The sequence below is a fragment of the Sphingomonas sp. Leaf37 genome (assembly GCF_920939475.1).
GTDB lineage: Bacteria > Pseudomonadota > Alphaproteobacteria > Sphingomonadales > Sphingomonadaceae > Sphingomonas.
Genome location: NZ_CAKLAX010000003.1, coordinates 790,763 through 803,704, shown reverse-complemented (window position 1 = coordinate 803,704; position 12,942 = coordinate 790,763). Strand labels below are relative to the sequence as shown.

13 protein-coding genes are annotated in these 12,942 nt (G+C 67.5%); 7 read left to right on the top strand and 6 right to left on the bottom strand.

Features of this window, described 5'->3' with window-relative positions:
• Positions 1-14: 14 nt before the first annotated feature.
• The 3 genes from LRA87_RS13490 to LRA87_RS13480 are packed head-to-tail and all read left to right on the top strand — an operon-like array spanning position 15 to position 1,926.
• Complete coding sequence (locus LRA87_RS13490) at positions 15-1,025, top strand: chemotaxis protein CheB (protein ID WP_230632050.1); 1,011 nt, start codon at positions 15-17, stop codon at positions 1,023-1,025.
• On the top strand, positions 1,022-1,393 hold the full coding sequence (locus LRA87_RS13485) for a hypothetical protein (protein WP_230632048.1): 372 nt from the start codon (positions 1,022-1,024) through the stop codon (positions 1,391-1,393). The genes LRA87_RS13490 and LRA87_RS13485 overlap by 4 nt, the downstream gene beginning before the upstream one ends.
• Positions 1,394-1,446: 53 nt before the next feature.
• Positions 1,447-1,926, top strand: coding sequence for a hypothetical protein (locus LRA87_RS13480; protein WP_230632046.1), 480 nt, complete (start codon positions 1,447-1,449; stop codon positions 1,924-1,926).
• Here LRA87_RS13480 and LRA87_RS13475 read toward each other — a convergent pair.
• Positions 1,889-2,071, bottom strand: a complete 183-nt coding sequence (locus tag LRA87_RS13475) for a hypothetical protein (RefSeq protein WP_230632044.1) — start codon at positions 2,069-2,071, stop codon at positions 1,889-1,891. The genes LRA87_RS13480 and LRA87_RS13475 overlap by 38 nt on opposite strands.
• A 225-nt stretch (positions 2,072-2,296) precedes the next feature.
• Between LRA87_RS13475 and LRA87_RS13470 the strand changes: the two genes are divergently transcribed.
• Both LRA87_RS13470 and LRA87_RS13465 read left to right on the top strand, forming a co-directional pair.
• Positions 2,297-2,812: a homogentisate 1,2-dioxygenase gene (locus LRA87_RS13470; protein WP_230632040.1), complete on the top strand. Its 516-nt coding sequence runs from the start codon at positions 2,297-2,299 to the stop codon at positions 2,810-2,812.
• On the top strand, positions 2,812-4,116 hold the full coding sequence (locus tag LRA87_RS13465) for a M20/M25/M40 family metallo-hydrolase (RefSeq protein WP_230632038.1): 1,305 nt from the start codon (positions 2,812-2,814) through the stop codon (positions 4,114-4,116). The genes LRA87_RS13470 and LRA87_RS13465 overlap by 1 nt, the downstream gene beginning before the upstream one ends.
• A 23-nt stretch (positions 4,117-4,139) precedes the next feature.
• On the opposite strand, the gene LRA87_RS13460 is transcribed toward LRA87_RS13465, so the two are convergent.
• Genes LRA87_RS13460 through LRA87_RS13450 form a run of 3 tightly spaced genes read right to left on the bottom strand, consistent with a single transcriptional unit; the run spans position 4,140 to position 8,425 of the window.
• Entirely contained in the window at positions 4,140-4,370 is a 231-nt protein-coding gene (locus LRA87_RS13460; RefSeq protein WP_230632036.1) for a hypothetical protein, read from the bottom strand.
• 43 nt (positions 4,371-4,413) lie between these two features.
• Positions 4,414-5,406: an alpha/beta hydrolase gene (locus tag LRA87_RS13455; protein ID WP_230632034.1), complete on the bottom strand. Its 993-nt coding sequence runs from the start codon at positions 5,404-5,406 to the stop codon at positions 4,414-4,416.
• A gap of 7 nt (positions 5,407-5,413) precedes the next feature.
• Entirely contained in the window at positions 5,414-8,425 is a 3,012-nt protein-coding gene (locus LRA87_RS13450) for a TonB-dependent receptor (protein WP_230632032.1), read from the bottom strand.
• 331 nt (positions 8,426-8,756) lie between these two features.
• Here LRA87_RS13450 and LRA87_RS13445 point away from each other — a divergent pair, with 331 nt between their 5' ends.
• Positions 8,757-9,107: a cupin domain-containing protein gene (locus LRA87_RS13445; protein ID WP_230632307.1), complete on the top strand. Its 351-nt coding sequence runs from the start codon at positions 8,757-8,759 to the stop codon at positions 9,105-9,107.
• Between the two features lie 135 nt (positions 9,108-9,242).
• A complete protein-coding gene (gene rarD, locus LRA87_RS13440) occupies positions 9,243-10,133 on the top strand; it encodes an EamA family transporter RarD (protein WP_230632030.1) in 891 nt (296 codons plus the stop codon).
• A gap of 159 nt (positions 10,134-10,292) precedes the next feature.
• Here rarD and LRA87_RS13435 read toward each other — a convergent pair whose 3' ends face one another.
• Positions 10,293-11,846: a carboxylesterase/lipase family protein gene (locus tag LRA87_RS13435; protein WP_230632028.1), complete on the bottom strand. Its 1,554-nt coding sequence runs from the start codon at positions 11,844-11,846 to the stop codon at positions 10,293-10,295.
• Positions 11,833-12,843, bottom strand: coding sequence for a sugar kinase (locus LRA87_RS13430; RefSeq protein ID WP_230632026.1), 1,011 nt, complete (start codon positions 12,841-12,843; stop codon positions 11,833-11,835). Before LRA87_RS13430 ends, LRA87_RS13435 begins: the two co-directional genes overlap by 14 nt.
• Between the last annotated feature and the right edge of the window lie 99 nt (positions 12,844-12,942).

Sequence of the window (12,942 nt, the reverse complement as noted above, 5' to 3'; positions counted from 1 at the left end):
AAGTGAACACAGCCATGGCTGCCCCGGTTAAAGTCCTAGTCGTCGATGATTCCCTCACCATGCGCGCCCTGCTGTCCGGCGCGCTGGAACGCATTCCCGGCGTTGCCGTCGTCGGATCGGCGGGCGGTGCCGACGAAGCCCGCACGATGCGCGAACAGCTGCACCCCGACGTCATCACGCTCGATGTCGAGATGCCGGGAATGAGCGGCCTCGAATATCTGGCCGAGGTGATGGCATCGCGGCCGATGCCGATCATCATGTTCTCGACCCGCACCGAAGCCGGCGCGGAGGCGTCGATCGAGGCGCTTCGGCTGGGGGCGATCGACTGTTTCCCCAAACCAAAGGTCGCCGTCGCCGCGGAATTCGACAAGATCCTGAGCAAGCTCGGCAAGCGGATCAAAGCCGCGAAGGGCGCGGCGGTCAAGCCGAGTGGCGGTGCGAAGCCCGTCGCCGCTCCGCCGCTCGACTGGAACGGCCGGATCGTCGCGATCGGCGGCGAGGCGGCCGCCACGCAGGCGCTGTTCGACCTATTCGGCACCTTTCCGGCGAATTGCCCGCCGACCGTCGTCGTCCAGCATCTGGGCGCAGGCCTTGCCGGTACGATGATCGATACGATGGCCGCCGAGATCGCGCCGCGGATCGTGCTGGCCGAGGATGGCATGGCGATCGAACAGGGTACGATCTACCTCGCGCCGCCGGGCGAGCATCATGTCGTCGTCGACGGCTGGCCGAACGGGCGGCTCCGCATGCTGCCGCGCGATCCCGTGGCGGGCGAGCGTCCGTCGATCTCGATCCTGTTCGCCTCGATCGCCAAGGCTGCCGGCGCCGAAGCGGTCGGGCTGTTGCTCGGGGCCGACGGCGAGGATGGCGATGCCGGCGTCCGCGCGCTGCAGGCGGGGGGAAGCTACGGCATCGTGCCGGTGGAACGGCGCGCCGACGGCTTCGTGATGTCGCGGCGGATCGCGACGCAGGCGGTGCCGGCGGACCAGCTGGCCGGCACGATCCTGAAATTGTGTGGCAAATGATCCATCAATCGATCATCCGCGCCATTCCCGTCCCTGGGGCGGACCCGTCGCTCGACGGCATGGAGCCCGCCATGGCCTATGCACTGGCGGATGAGCTGGTCGGTCTCACCGGCCTGCTCGCCGAACTGGCGTTCGACCTTGCGAGCGACAGCGAAACGCTGCGCCGGCATATGCACAGCCTGCAGGTGATCGACCGGATCACCCAGGCGCAGCTGGCGATCGCCGACGTGCTCCGCTCCACCGATCCGATCGATCGGCGGCTCGAGACGGTGACACTGGAAGATCTGGGCCTCAGCCTGTCGGAATCGCTCGACCGTTATCGCCGCGAGGGGCTGCCCGTCGACCTCGACAACGTTGACACGGGTTGATTTCGGATCGTCTCCGGCTATGCCGTGCTGCGGTAAAGGAGGCGACGATCACGATGGATGCCATATTGCGCGAACAGGATGTCTCTGCCTCCGTCGATCGGGAAACCGGTGTCAGCCGATTTGCCGGTTCACCGATGCCGATCGACGCGACCGGTTTTCAGGCCGGTGACGACGCGCTTGCGACGCTCGCGTGCAGCATCACCGGAGCGCGCCGCAAGCTCGCCGATCATCTGGAAGCATCCCTGTTCGCCAATCCCGGACTGGACATCATGCTGTTCCTGTTCGCCGAGGGGCTGAACGGTGCCACGGTCACCACCAATGCCTGCTGCGCCGCCGCCGGCGTTCCGCGCACCACCGCGTTACGCTGGATCAAGCTGTTGCAGGACCGGGGTCTGGTGCTTGGCAGCGACGATGTCAGCGACCGGCGTGTGACGATGCTGGCGTTGAGCCAGACCGGCCGCTCGACGATCCGTGCATGGCTGACGGAAATTGCCGCTATACCGCTGCAGCGGGCCGATCCGCAGGATCGGTAACCGCACACCCCAGCACCTCGAGCGCGTGACTGACGTGGATTGCGGCCATCGTTGCCCCCTGCTCGTCCAGCAGATCGAGTGTATCCAGCAGCAACACGCAAACATGGTCGTGCACGTCGGCGTTCATGACTTTTGTCCCGATCATCACCGTTTCACCGCTCCCCTTTGATCCGGCCGGCGATTGTAACGTCCATTCCGGATATTCCCGTTTAGGCCCAACTGGTCGGACAAATCAATCTGGGTTGGGATTTTTAGCGCGTAAGAAGGTGTTTCTGCTCTCGACGCCTGATCGTGGCTCGCGCGGATCGGGCCGTGACACGACGGACGCCCCTGCTATCCTCGTCCTCGAACGATATGGAGGATGGTGCGAATGCTATCGATCTTTTGGGGCGCGATGATGGCGGCCGCCGTACAGGTCGCCGTTCCCGCCGCATCGCCGACCGCATCCTGCCCGTCGGGATCGACGGTCCTGCCTGCCGGCCTGTCCGGCTGGGCGCGATCCGTCCCGCTCGCCGCCGGCGTGTCCGCCGGAGACGCACCAGCGCTGCCGATCGGTAGTGGCGTCCGCGCGACGCTGGTCGCCACGTCGACCTTGCGTCTGGCGCAGGCCTCCGGGAAAGCCGGCACGCCTGCGGGCTTCGGCGGTGTCTTCACGCTCTCGGTCGCAACGCGGGGCCGCTACCGGATCGCGCTCGGAAGCGGCGCGTGGATCGACGTGGTCGCGGGCGACCGCATCGTCGCGTCCGCTACGCACGGCCATGGTCCCGCCTGCTCGCCGATCCGCAAGATGGTCGATTTCGATCTCGCCCCCGGTCGTTATCAGGTCCAGCTCACCGGCAGCAAGACCGCGACCCTGTCGCTGATGGCGGCGAGGGTCGCGTCGTGATGCTGACGCTGTTCCTGCCGCTGCTGCTCGCGGCCAGCCCCGCCGCCGCCGATCCCGCACCACGCCTGTCTTCGGCGGAGGCGCGGATGGCCGCGACGGTCGATGCCGAATACGAACGTTCGGTTACGCTGCTGGAGCGGCTGGTCAATCAGAACAGCGGCACGATGAACCTGCCCGGCGTTACGAAGGTCGGCGCGATGATGGCGGAGGAACTGCGCGGGCTGGGCTTCAACGTGACGTGGAAGCCGCTGCCGCAGACCGGCCGCGCGGGCCACATCATCGCGACGCATGGCGGCGCGCCCGGCACCCGACGGCTGCTGCTGATCGGCCATCTCGATACCGTGTTCGAGGCGGATTCGCCGTTCCAGCGCTTCGTCCGCAAGGGCGAGGAGGCGAGCGGCCCCGGCGCCGGCGACGACAAGGGCGGCATGGTGGTGATGCTGTCCGCGCTGCGCGCAATGCAGGCCGCCGGCACGCTCCGGAACGCGAATATCGAGATCGTGCTGACCGGGGACGAAGAGGATTCGGGCGATCCGATCGCGGTGGCGCGCGCCGACCTGATCGCGGCCGGCAAACGCGCCGACGTCGCACTCGATTTCGAGGGGCTGGCGATCGAGGAGGGCCGCGACATGGGCTCGATCGCCCGCCGGTCCGTCAACGACTGGACGCTGACCATAACTGGCAAGAGCGGCCACAGCTCGCGCATCTTCAGCGAGGCGTTCGGCGATGGCGCGGCCAACGAGATCGCACGCATCGTCGCGGCGTTTCGCACCGAACTGCCCGAGGCCAATCTGACCTTCAACGTCGGCCTGCTCGCCAGCGGCGTCACCGCCGCGATCGACGCGAGCGGATCGAAGGCGAGTGCGCAAGGCAAGAGTAACATCATCCCCGCGCAAGCGGTCGCGAGCGGCGATTTCCGGACGTTGAGCGAGGATCAGACGCAGCGCGTGCGGACGAAAATGACGGCGATCGTTGCGCGGCATGCGCCCGGTACCGATGCGTCGATCAGTTTCAAGAGCGGCTATCCGGCAATGGCGCCGACCGCGGGGAACCAGGCGCTGCTCGCCCGGCTGAACGTCGTGAACCGCGATCTGGGGCTGCCGACGATGCCGCCGCTCGATCCGTTGAAGCGCGGCGCGGGCGACATTTCGTGGGTGGCTGCGGATGTCGACGGACTGGTCGGGCTGGGTACCGCCAGCCGCGGCGATCATACGCCGGACGAGGTGGTGGACCTGTCGACGATCCGCCGCCAGGCGAAGCGCGCGGCGATCCTGATGTCCCGCCTGAGCGCAGAGAAGCGCTGAGGCGCGGCGCGGCTCGGCTCGGCTCAGCCGTGGCTGACGATCGGGTGGGTCACGCGCAGATCGTCGGCGATCCGTTCGACGATATCGTTCTCGGCCGCCGATCCGGTCGGCGTCACCGACCAGTTGCAATGGGGATGGGTGGCGACGGCATAGACCTTCATGTCGCCGAGGACGAGGCGCCAGCGGCGGCGATTGCCGCCTGCCTTCCGCACCAGAGTGGAAAGGAACAGATCCTGAAGCGCGCCGCTGGTCATCGCGCGCGCCTTATACCGCCCAACCGCCGGCGAAAAGCTCGGCTCAACCCAGACCCCGGCTCTGCGCCCAGGCGTGGAACAGGCCGAGCCACGCCTCGACCGGCTTGCCGGCGGTGCGGCGAAGGCCGAAACCGTGGCCGCCGTGGGTGAACAGATGCGTTTCGACCGGTACGCCCGCCGTCTTCAGGGCGGCGCGAAACGCCAGCGTGTTGCCGACGTCTACGGTCGCGTCGTCCTCGGCATGGGCAAGGAAACAGGGCGGCGTCTGCGCGGTGACGTGGTTGGCCGGGGTGTGCGCCGCCTCCAGCGCGGGTGAAGCAGCCTCACCGATCAGCAGGGCCCGCGATCCGGCGTGCGCCAGCGGCTGCGTCATCGCCTGCACGGCATAGATCGGCGCCGCGATATCGGGACGCGCGCTCCACCGGTCGGCTTGGTCCACGGCCGTGTAGGTCGGCGTGGCATGGCGGGTGGCGAGATCGCAACAGACGTGCCCGCCCGCCGAAAATCCCATCGCGCCGACCCGGTCGGGCATGATGCCGTAATCGCGCGCGCGCGACCGGATCAGCCGCATCGCCCGCTGCGCATCGGACAGCGCGACATCGGGGCCCGCCGCCCAGCCGTCACCGGGCAAGCGGTAGAACAGCACGAACACCGTCCAGCCTCGCGCCGACAGCCAGCGCGCGACCTCATATCCTTCCTTATCGACGACGACCCGGGCATAGCCGCCGCCGGGCGTCACCAGCAGCGCCGATCCGTTGGGGATCGCCGGCCGGAACACGACCATGCGCGGGCGCACGATCCCGCGGACGGCGCGATCGGGCAGTTGCCCGTCGGTGCTGCGTTCGTCGACGATCTCGACCGGCGGCACCTTGGGCATGCCCGGCGCACCGGCCGGCCACAGATCGATCGTCTCGGTCGGGTCGGGCAAACCCGGAATCGCCGCGTCCTTCACCCGCGGCGATGCGGTCTGCGCGCCAGCCGCCGTCGCCACGCCGGCGGCGAAGGTTCCGATCAGGGCCTGTCGACGATCGATCATACCCACCTCACATCTTGAAGCGCGCGCCGGCCAGGAACGTGCGGCCGAAATGGTTGTATTCGTAGTTCCGGTTGGCGTCGATGTCGGTGTAGCGATCGCGATACTGGTCGGTCAGGTTGGTCCCTTCCAGCGACACCTCGACGTTCGGGGTCAGCTTGTACCGCAACGAGGCATCGACGTTGATCGTCTTGTTATAGCCCTCGAAGATGTTGCCGGTGCCGCTGTTGGCATCGATGTACGGCCCGCGATAGCTGATCGAGCCACGCGCCGAGAACTTCGCATCCTCATAATAGAGCGTGCCGTTATACTGCTGCTTGGACAGGCCGAACAGCGTCGCATTGCGATTGGCGTTGACCAGCGGACCGTAGGCGCAGGCCGCCGCCGGTGTTGCGCCGGGAAAGCAGGCCGAGACGACTGGACCCTGCACGGTGTAGTTCGCGCTCGAATCGACGAAGGTCGCATTGGCGAGCACGCCGAAGTTCTTGAGGAAGCCGGGCAGGAAGCTGAACGTCGCCTGCAACGCGATCTCCGCCCCCTTCAGCGAGGCGCCGGTGCCGTTGACCGTTGTGGTGATCGTCCAGATCGGCTCTGCCTGCAACGCAGGATTGAGTGCCGCGGGCGACGACGCGCCGAGCACCGACGCCGGCAGTCCGGTCGAGGTGAAGGTCGCGTTGGTGATCGCCGACGACACCGGGAAGCTTTCGACGTTCTTCTTGAACAGCGCGACCGACAGGATCGACTGCGGTGCGAAATACCATTCCGCCGCGATGTCATACGCCGCCGCACGGAACGGCTGGAGCTGCGGATTGCCGAACGATACGCGATAGTTGAAGCCGTCCGCTGACCCGCCGGGCGTCAGATTGCCCAATGTCGGCCGCGTCATCACCTTGGCGGCCGAGGCACGCAGGATGATCGTGTCGGTCGGGAAGAACGCGACGTTGATCGCGGGCAGCCAGTCGTCGTAATCGCGATCGACCGTCACGACCGCGCCCGAATTGATCCCGGTCGAGCTTTGCGCGGTGTGCGCATAGCGAACGCCAGCGTTCAGCGCATAGCGCAGGCCGGCGAGGTCGCCCTTGGCGTCGACCTGGAAATAGCCGCCGGTCACCTCTTCGGTGACGCTGCGATTGTCGCCGACCACCAGCGTCGGGGTACGACCGTAGAGGTTGGTGTAGCTCGTCGCCGCGTCGAGGTTGGGAACGAGCCACTGCGTCGTCGTTCCCGACGGCTGGCCGGCGTTGCCGAGCGTGAACAGCTCGCTCAGCGCCGGGGTGACCTGGAAGCCGTATACCGCGCTCGGACCGAACGCGCTGCTCGCCGAACAGGTGATCGTGCCGAGCACCAGATCGCGCCCGCCGTTGCCGCACACCGCTGTGTCGCGCTGGAACGAGATGCTGTCGAAATCGAAGCGCCGGTACACCCCGCCCAGCTTCAGCTGATAGCCGTCCGCAACGTCCCATTCGGTACGCAGCTGCGCGGTGCGGAACTTGTTGGTGACGGTCGACGGCCGATCACGGATCTCGGCCAGCTGGAAATTCGCCGGCTCGGTCACGCTGGTGCCGAAGGCGAGCAGCGGCGTGCGGCTGTCGGTATAATCGAACTTGTAGCCCTGCGCGTCGCGATCGTCGAACACGACCGTCGTCTCGACCGGGATATCCGCCTCGGACTTCGAGAAGCCGCCCAGAACGGTGAAGCGGAACCGGTCCGTCACGTCCTGATCCCAGCTGCCGCCGAGCTGATAGAATTCGGTCTGCGAGCGGCGCAGGTAATGTTCGGTCCGCACCCAGGCATCGTTGAGCGTGCCGGACACCAGGTTCTTGTTCGCGTCGTAGACCGGGTTGATCAGGTCGATCGAACGTTCGTTGGAGCGCAGCAGCACCTCCGCCCATTTCTCTTCGCGCTTTTCCTTGAAGCGCGAATACAGGCCGTCGATCGACACCTTGGTCGCGTCGCTCGGCGCCCATTGCACGCTACCGGTCACGCCGAGCCGCTCGCGGCCGTGGAAGACCTCGCCGTAGCGCGGGATGCGGGGATGAAAGGCGAGCGCGGCGGTGTCGCAGGCGGTGCCGGGGCGATAGAAGCCGCCAGCGTTTGCCATCGGTGTCGTCCCGGTGTTGCTGTTGTAGAAGCACGGCGTGCCGTTGACCGAATCGAACCGCGCCTGCGCCCACCGGACGGTATTGTTGCCGAGTTCGAGATTGTCGGTCTTCTGATAGGCCGCCGACACCGCCGCGCCGAACGTGCCGTCGGGCGACTTGTACGATACCAGCCCGGCAAGGCGGGGCCGTGTGTTCTCGCTGAGGTCGTTATAGCTCGCCTGCGCGGACAGCACGCCGGTGAAGCCGGTCTTGCCGCCGAGCGGATTGCCGGTGTTGAGGTCGACGACCGCGCCCAGCGACCCTTCGTCGAGACTGGCCTCCGCCGTCTTGTGGACGACGATCGAGTTGAACAGCTCGGATGCGAAGACGTTGAAATCGAACGCGCGGTCGCGATTCGACGAGGCGCCGTCGGTCGAGGTCGCGACCGTCTCCAGCCCGTTGACGCGGACGCGGGTGAATTGCGCGCCGAGGCCGCGGACGGTGATCGCACGGCCTTCGCCGGCGTCGCGCTGGATCGAGATGCCCGGGATGCGCTGCAGTGATTCGGCGAGGTTCTGGTCGGGGAACTTCGCGATATCCTCCGCGACGATCGCGTCGACCGACGATACCGAATCGCGCTTCACGTTGAGTGCGGCGTCGAGGCTGCGACGGAAGCCGGTGACGACGATGTCCGCGCCACTCTCGGCGCCGTCGGGTGCGGTGGTCTGCGGCTGGACGTCCGCTCCGCTATCCTCCGCACCGCCGGCGGGGACGACCGCGGTCTGCGCCGGAGCCGGATCGGTGTGCGGCGGGCTGCCGGGCTGCGCCGGCGTCGCCGGAATGGTGGCGGCCTGCGCAAAGGCGGCGGCCGGCAACAGCATGCCGAGCACCAGCGCGCCGGTCGACACGCCGTGGCGGGCAAAAGTCGAACGTCCAGTCATTGCAATCACTCCCCATGCGGCCATACGCGGCCATCGTTCCTCGTTGACGCCGACCGATCGGTCCTCGTCGTCATGTCGTCGGGGAGTATGGTGCCGTGGCAGTCACTTACCTGCCCATCCTCCCCAGGACGGCCATCTGTTGATGGTCGCGTCACCGATCCCTTGCCTTGCATAGGTAACCGGTGTCACAAACATGCTGCGCAGACGGGCGCGTGTCAACATCCCGCAAAGCGCAAAGATGGAGACGGTAATGACAATGATCCTCGCCACCGCCGTGCTGGCAGCCCTGCAAGCCGGCCCCGCACCCGCCACCACGCCTGTCGAACGGCCGATGGTCGTGGTCGACGAGGCGGCGGTCAAACGCGACGAACCGACGCCGCACGGCAAGATCGGGATGAGCACCGCCTACCGAATCAGCGACGCGGTGCCCGGTCGGACGATGGAATTCCGCAAGCGGGTGCTCCACGTCGGCGCCGCGATCGGCCTGCACCCGCTGGCGCACGACGAGGTCTATTACGTCCTGTCGGGAGAGGGGATCGTGTCGTCCGGCAAGGATACCAGGGCGCTGAAGCCCGGTATGGCGGCGTATCTGTATTCCGGCGCGACGGTGGGTATCCGTCAGGTCGGCAAGACGCCGCTGACGCTGATCGTCAGCTATCCGGTGGTGAAGGCGGCCGACTGACCGGGTTTGCGGGCGACGCCGACCGTTCGTCGCCCCGCCCCGCCCCGCCACCGCCACCGCCACCGCCACCGCCACCGCCACCGCCAGACGACCCGACGTGTTGCGCCGCAACACGCAACCCGTCACAGCGCGGGGATGGTCGATACCGCTCATCCGCGCGCCGGGCTGTTCTACGGCATCGGCGCCTACACGCTGTGGGGCGTGCTGCCGCTCTATCTACACCTGCTGAAGGACGTGCCGCCGTTGCAGGTGCTGTCGCACCGCATACTCTGGTCGCTGTTGCTGCTGGCGGCGGTGATCCTCGCGACGAAACGCCTGCGGCCGCTGCTTGCCGTGGCGCGCGGCCGCGTATTGCTGATGCTGACCGGCAGTGCGGCGTTGATCGCGGTGAACTGGTTCGTCTACATCTGGGCGATCGCCAACGCGCATCTGGTCGAGGCGAGCCTCGGCTATTTCATCAACCCGCTCATCAACGTCGCGCTCGGCATGCTGCTGCTCGGCGAACGGCTCGACCGGCTACAGGGCGGCGCTATCGGCTTAGCGGGGGTCGGCGTCGTATTGCTGGCGGTCAGCGGCGGTGGTGCGATCTGGATCTCGCTCGCCCTCGCGCTGAGTTTCGGCTTCTACGGCCTGATCCGCAAGATAGCGGCGATCGACGCGCTCGGCGGACTGACGATCGAAACGGCGATCCTCGCCCCGGTCGCACTGGCCGTGCTGCTGTACGCCAGCAGCACCGGCTCGGCCGAATTCGGTCGCGACGGCACGATGGACCTGCTGCTGATCCTCGCCGGCCCGGTCACCGCGGCGCCGTTGCTGATGTTCGCGGCGGGCGCGAAGCGGCTTCGCTATACGACGATGGGGCTTCTTCAGTTCATCGCGCCGACCTTGCAATTTCTCGAGGCGGTGCTGCTGTATCGCGAGCCCGTCCGCCCGGCACAACTGGCGACCTTCGCGCTGATCTGGCTCGGGTGCGGATTGTACGCGTGGAGCAGCATCGCCGCATCGCGCCGGATGACAGCGGCGTGACCAGGCCTTTCCCTTGAGGACCGTCAGGTAAACCGCGTCCCGTGCGGCTTGGATCAAGCGGGAAGCCTGATCGGCCTGATGCCGGGTTGGGGGACGTCTCACCGGAACCGGCGCTTGGCGTCTCCTCCACCGCAACCCATCCCCTGAAGAGGAGGGCTCTTACGTTCCCGGCTGGATGTACGGCACGCGGGCGAACAGTTCGCGTTCCCAGCCGCGCGGGTCGTTCTCCACCCGCGCGCGCGCGTCGAAGATCATCGTCGCGCGCGTATCCAGGCCGTATTTTGGCCAGCGCGGCAGGCCGGCGTGGTTGGGATCGCCCGTCCGCGCGAAAGCGACGAAGCTGTCCTGCATCGCCTTGCTCGCCGACTGCGCATCCGCTCCGGTGCCCGTTTCGGAACCCCTGGCGCCCAGCGTGCCGAACACCAGCGGGATGTCCATCGTGTGGAACGCACCGCGCCGCGGCTCGACGCGCGATCCATAGTCGACCTGATAGACGAAACCGGGGGCGTCGGCCCTTGCGCGCTCCTCCGCCTCGATCACCTGCCCGCGCCAGCTACGCCCGGCGGTGGTCGCACCGTAGAAGACGTCGAGCGGGCTCCATGTCGGAAAGTGCGCGCGATATTGCGCGACGACCCATTCGGGCAGGATGTCGATACGCAGTTCGGGCGCCATACGTTCGGCGACATTGTCCCACGTAAGCCCCTGCACCTTCGCCGAATTCAGGCCGATGAACGCCCGCGTCTCGTCATGGGTGTTGCCGAGGATCATCGGGATGCGCAGCCCCTGCGGCGCGGCATCGGGCCAGAACGGATGGCGGGTGAGCCACGTCATATCGAGCACCGGCCCGAAATAGACCCCGCCACCGAGGATCGGGTCGATCGCTTCGAGCGCCTCGACCAGTTTTCCGGTCGGCAGCGTCGTCACATCTCCGCCCAGCTTCGCCAGATACGCCTTCGCCCGCGCGGTGGCGTTCAGCGGGCCGGACGCGGTGACCTGTTGCCCGCTCATCGTCGCAGCGCGGTGGAACAGCCCCTTCGCCGCCGGCATGGCCATCATCGTCGCGATCTTGGCACCGCCGCCCGATTGGCCGAACACCATGACCCGGTTCGGATCGCCGCCGAATGCCGCGATGTTGTCGCGCACCCATCGGAGCGCGAGGATCAGGTCGAGCTGCCCCGCATTGCCGCTGTCGGGAAAACGCGGGTCGAGCCGCGCGAGATACAGATAGCCGAACGCGTTGAGCCGGTGATTGACCGTCACCACGACCACGTCGCCGCGCGCCGCCAGCGCCTGCCCGTCGTTGAGCGGATCGGTGACGCTGCCGTTCGAATAGGCGCCGCCGTGGATGTAGAGCATTACCGGCTTGTTCCCGCTCCGGCGCGGGTCGGCGCTCCAGATATTGAGGAACAGGCAGTCTTCGGATTGCGGGCCGTACGATCCCTTTTGCGGGCAGACCGGGCCATAGGCCTGCGCACGCACGATCTGCCCGGGCTGCGCGACCGGCACCGGCGCGCGAAAACGCTCCGCCCGACCGTAGCGGATACCGCGGAACGCGTGAACGCCGCCCTCGATCGTGCCGACGAAATCGCCGGCGGGCGCGCGCACCGCGGCGGGTGCCTGTCCGCGCGCTCCGGTGGCGAGCAGCGTCGCCGCACCCGCCCCGATCGCGGCGCGGCGGCTCAGGCCATCCCCGTTCCGGCTAGCGCCGGACATCCAGCCCACCCGCGAGATAGGCGTCGATATCCGCCTGCCGGAACAGCGAGGCATCGCCCGGCAGCGAATGCTTGAGCGCAGTGAGCGCAAGGCCCGTCGCCGCCGCCGCGCCGATATCACCACCGGTGCGAAGCGCGTGGAGCACGCCGCTGGCGAAGGCGTCGCCGCCGCCGATCCGGTCGACGATGCCGGCGAGCACGACCTCCTCGGTCTGCGCATGACCGTCACGCGTGTCGATGCGGGCGGAGACGCGGTGCAGGTCGACGTTCTCGACATGACGCGCGGTCGAGGCGATCGTCTTCAGCTTGGGGAAAGCGGCGAAGGCGGCGTCCGCGGCGTCGCGGCGGCGGTCCTCGCCATCATGGCCGCCGAAATCCTTGTCGAGCAGCAGCGCGATGTCGCGGTGATTGCCGAACATCAGATCGGCGTGTTCCACCAATTGCATCAGCAGCGCGCGAGGGTTGCTGTCCCAGCGCTCCCACAGTTTCGCGCGGTAATTGCCGTCGAACGAGATCGGAATATCGCGGGCGGCGGCGGCCTTGACCGCGGCGATCGCGCTCTCCGCCGGCACCGGACCGAGCGCCGGGGTGATGCCGGACAGATGGAACCAGTCGACGCCGTCGAACAGCGTGTCCCAATCCCATGCGTCCACCGGTGCGTTGGCGAACGAGGAGTGCGCGCGGTCGTAGATGACTTCGGTAGCGCGCATGCCGGCGCCGGACGTGACGAAATACAGCCCCATGCGATCGCCGCCGAGCTGGATCGCGGCGGTATCGACGCCGTGGCCGCGGAGCGTGGAGATCGCCGAACGACCGAGGTCGTTATCGGGCACCATGCTGGCAAAACCGACGTCATGGCCCAGTTTGGCGAGTGCGGTGGCGACGTTCGCCTCCGCCCCGGCGACCCACACGTCGAACTTGGGAGTCTGGAGCAGCAGCTCACGCCCCGGCGGCGACAACCGCAACATGATCTCGCCGAACGCCAGGAACTTGGCCACGTCTCTCTCCCTTATGTCCTGCCCTCACCCATCGCCGCCTTCGGCGTCTCTCCCTCTCCCGATGGGAGAGGGAAGGGCCCCGCTCGGCGCAGCCGAGTG

Coding starts and splice junctions, on each gene's coding strand:
- LRA87_RS13460 (WP_230632036.1), bottom strand. CDS start 4,370: ATGACCAGCGGCGCGCTTCAGGATCTGTTCCTTTCCACTCTGGTGCGG.
- rarD (WP_230632030.1), top strand. CDS start 9,243: ATGGTCGATACCGCTCATCCGCGCGCCGGGCTGTTCTACGGCATCGGC.
- LRA87_RS13470 (WP_230632040.1), top strand. CDS start 2,297: ATGCTATCGATCTTTTGGGGCGCGATGATGGCGGCCGCCGTACAGGTC.
- LRA87_RS13450 (WP_230632032.1), bottom strand. CDS start 8,425: ATGACTGGACGTTCGACTTTTGCCCGCCACGGCGTGTCGACCGGCGCG.
- LRA87_RS13445 (WP_230632307.1), top strand. CDS start 8,757: ATGGTCGTGGTCGACGAGGCGGCGGTCAAACGCGACGAACCGACGCCG.
- LRA87_RS13435 (WP_230632028.1), bottom strand. CDS start 11,846: ATGTCCGGCGCTAGCCGGAACGGGGATGGCCTGAGCCGCCGCGCCGCG.
- LRA87_RS13465 (WP_230632038.1), top strand. CDS start 2,812: ATGCTGACGCTGTTCCTGCCGCTGCTGCTCGCGGCCAGCCCCGCCGCC.
- LRA87_RS13480 (WP_230632046.1), top strand. CDS start 1,447: ATGGATGCCATATTGCGCGAACAGGATGTCTCTGCCTCCGTCGATCGG.
- LRA87_RS13485 (WP_230632048.1), top strand. CDS start 1,022: ATGATCCATCAATCGATCATCCGCGCCATTCCCGTCCCTGGGGCGGAC.
- LRA87_RS13490 (WP_230632050.1), top strand. CDS start 15: ATGGCTGCCCCGGTTAAAGTCCTAGTCGTCGATGATTCCCTCACCATG.
- LRA87_RS13455 (WP_230632034.1), bottom strand. CDS start 5,406: ATGATCGATCGTCGACAGGCCCTGATCGGAACCTTCGCCGCCGGCGTG.
- LRA87_RS13475 (WP_230632044.1), bottom strand. CDS start 2,071: ATGATCGGGACAAAAGTCATGAACGCCGACGTGCACGACCATGTTTGC.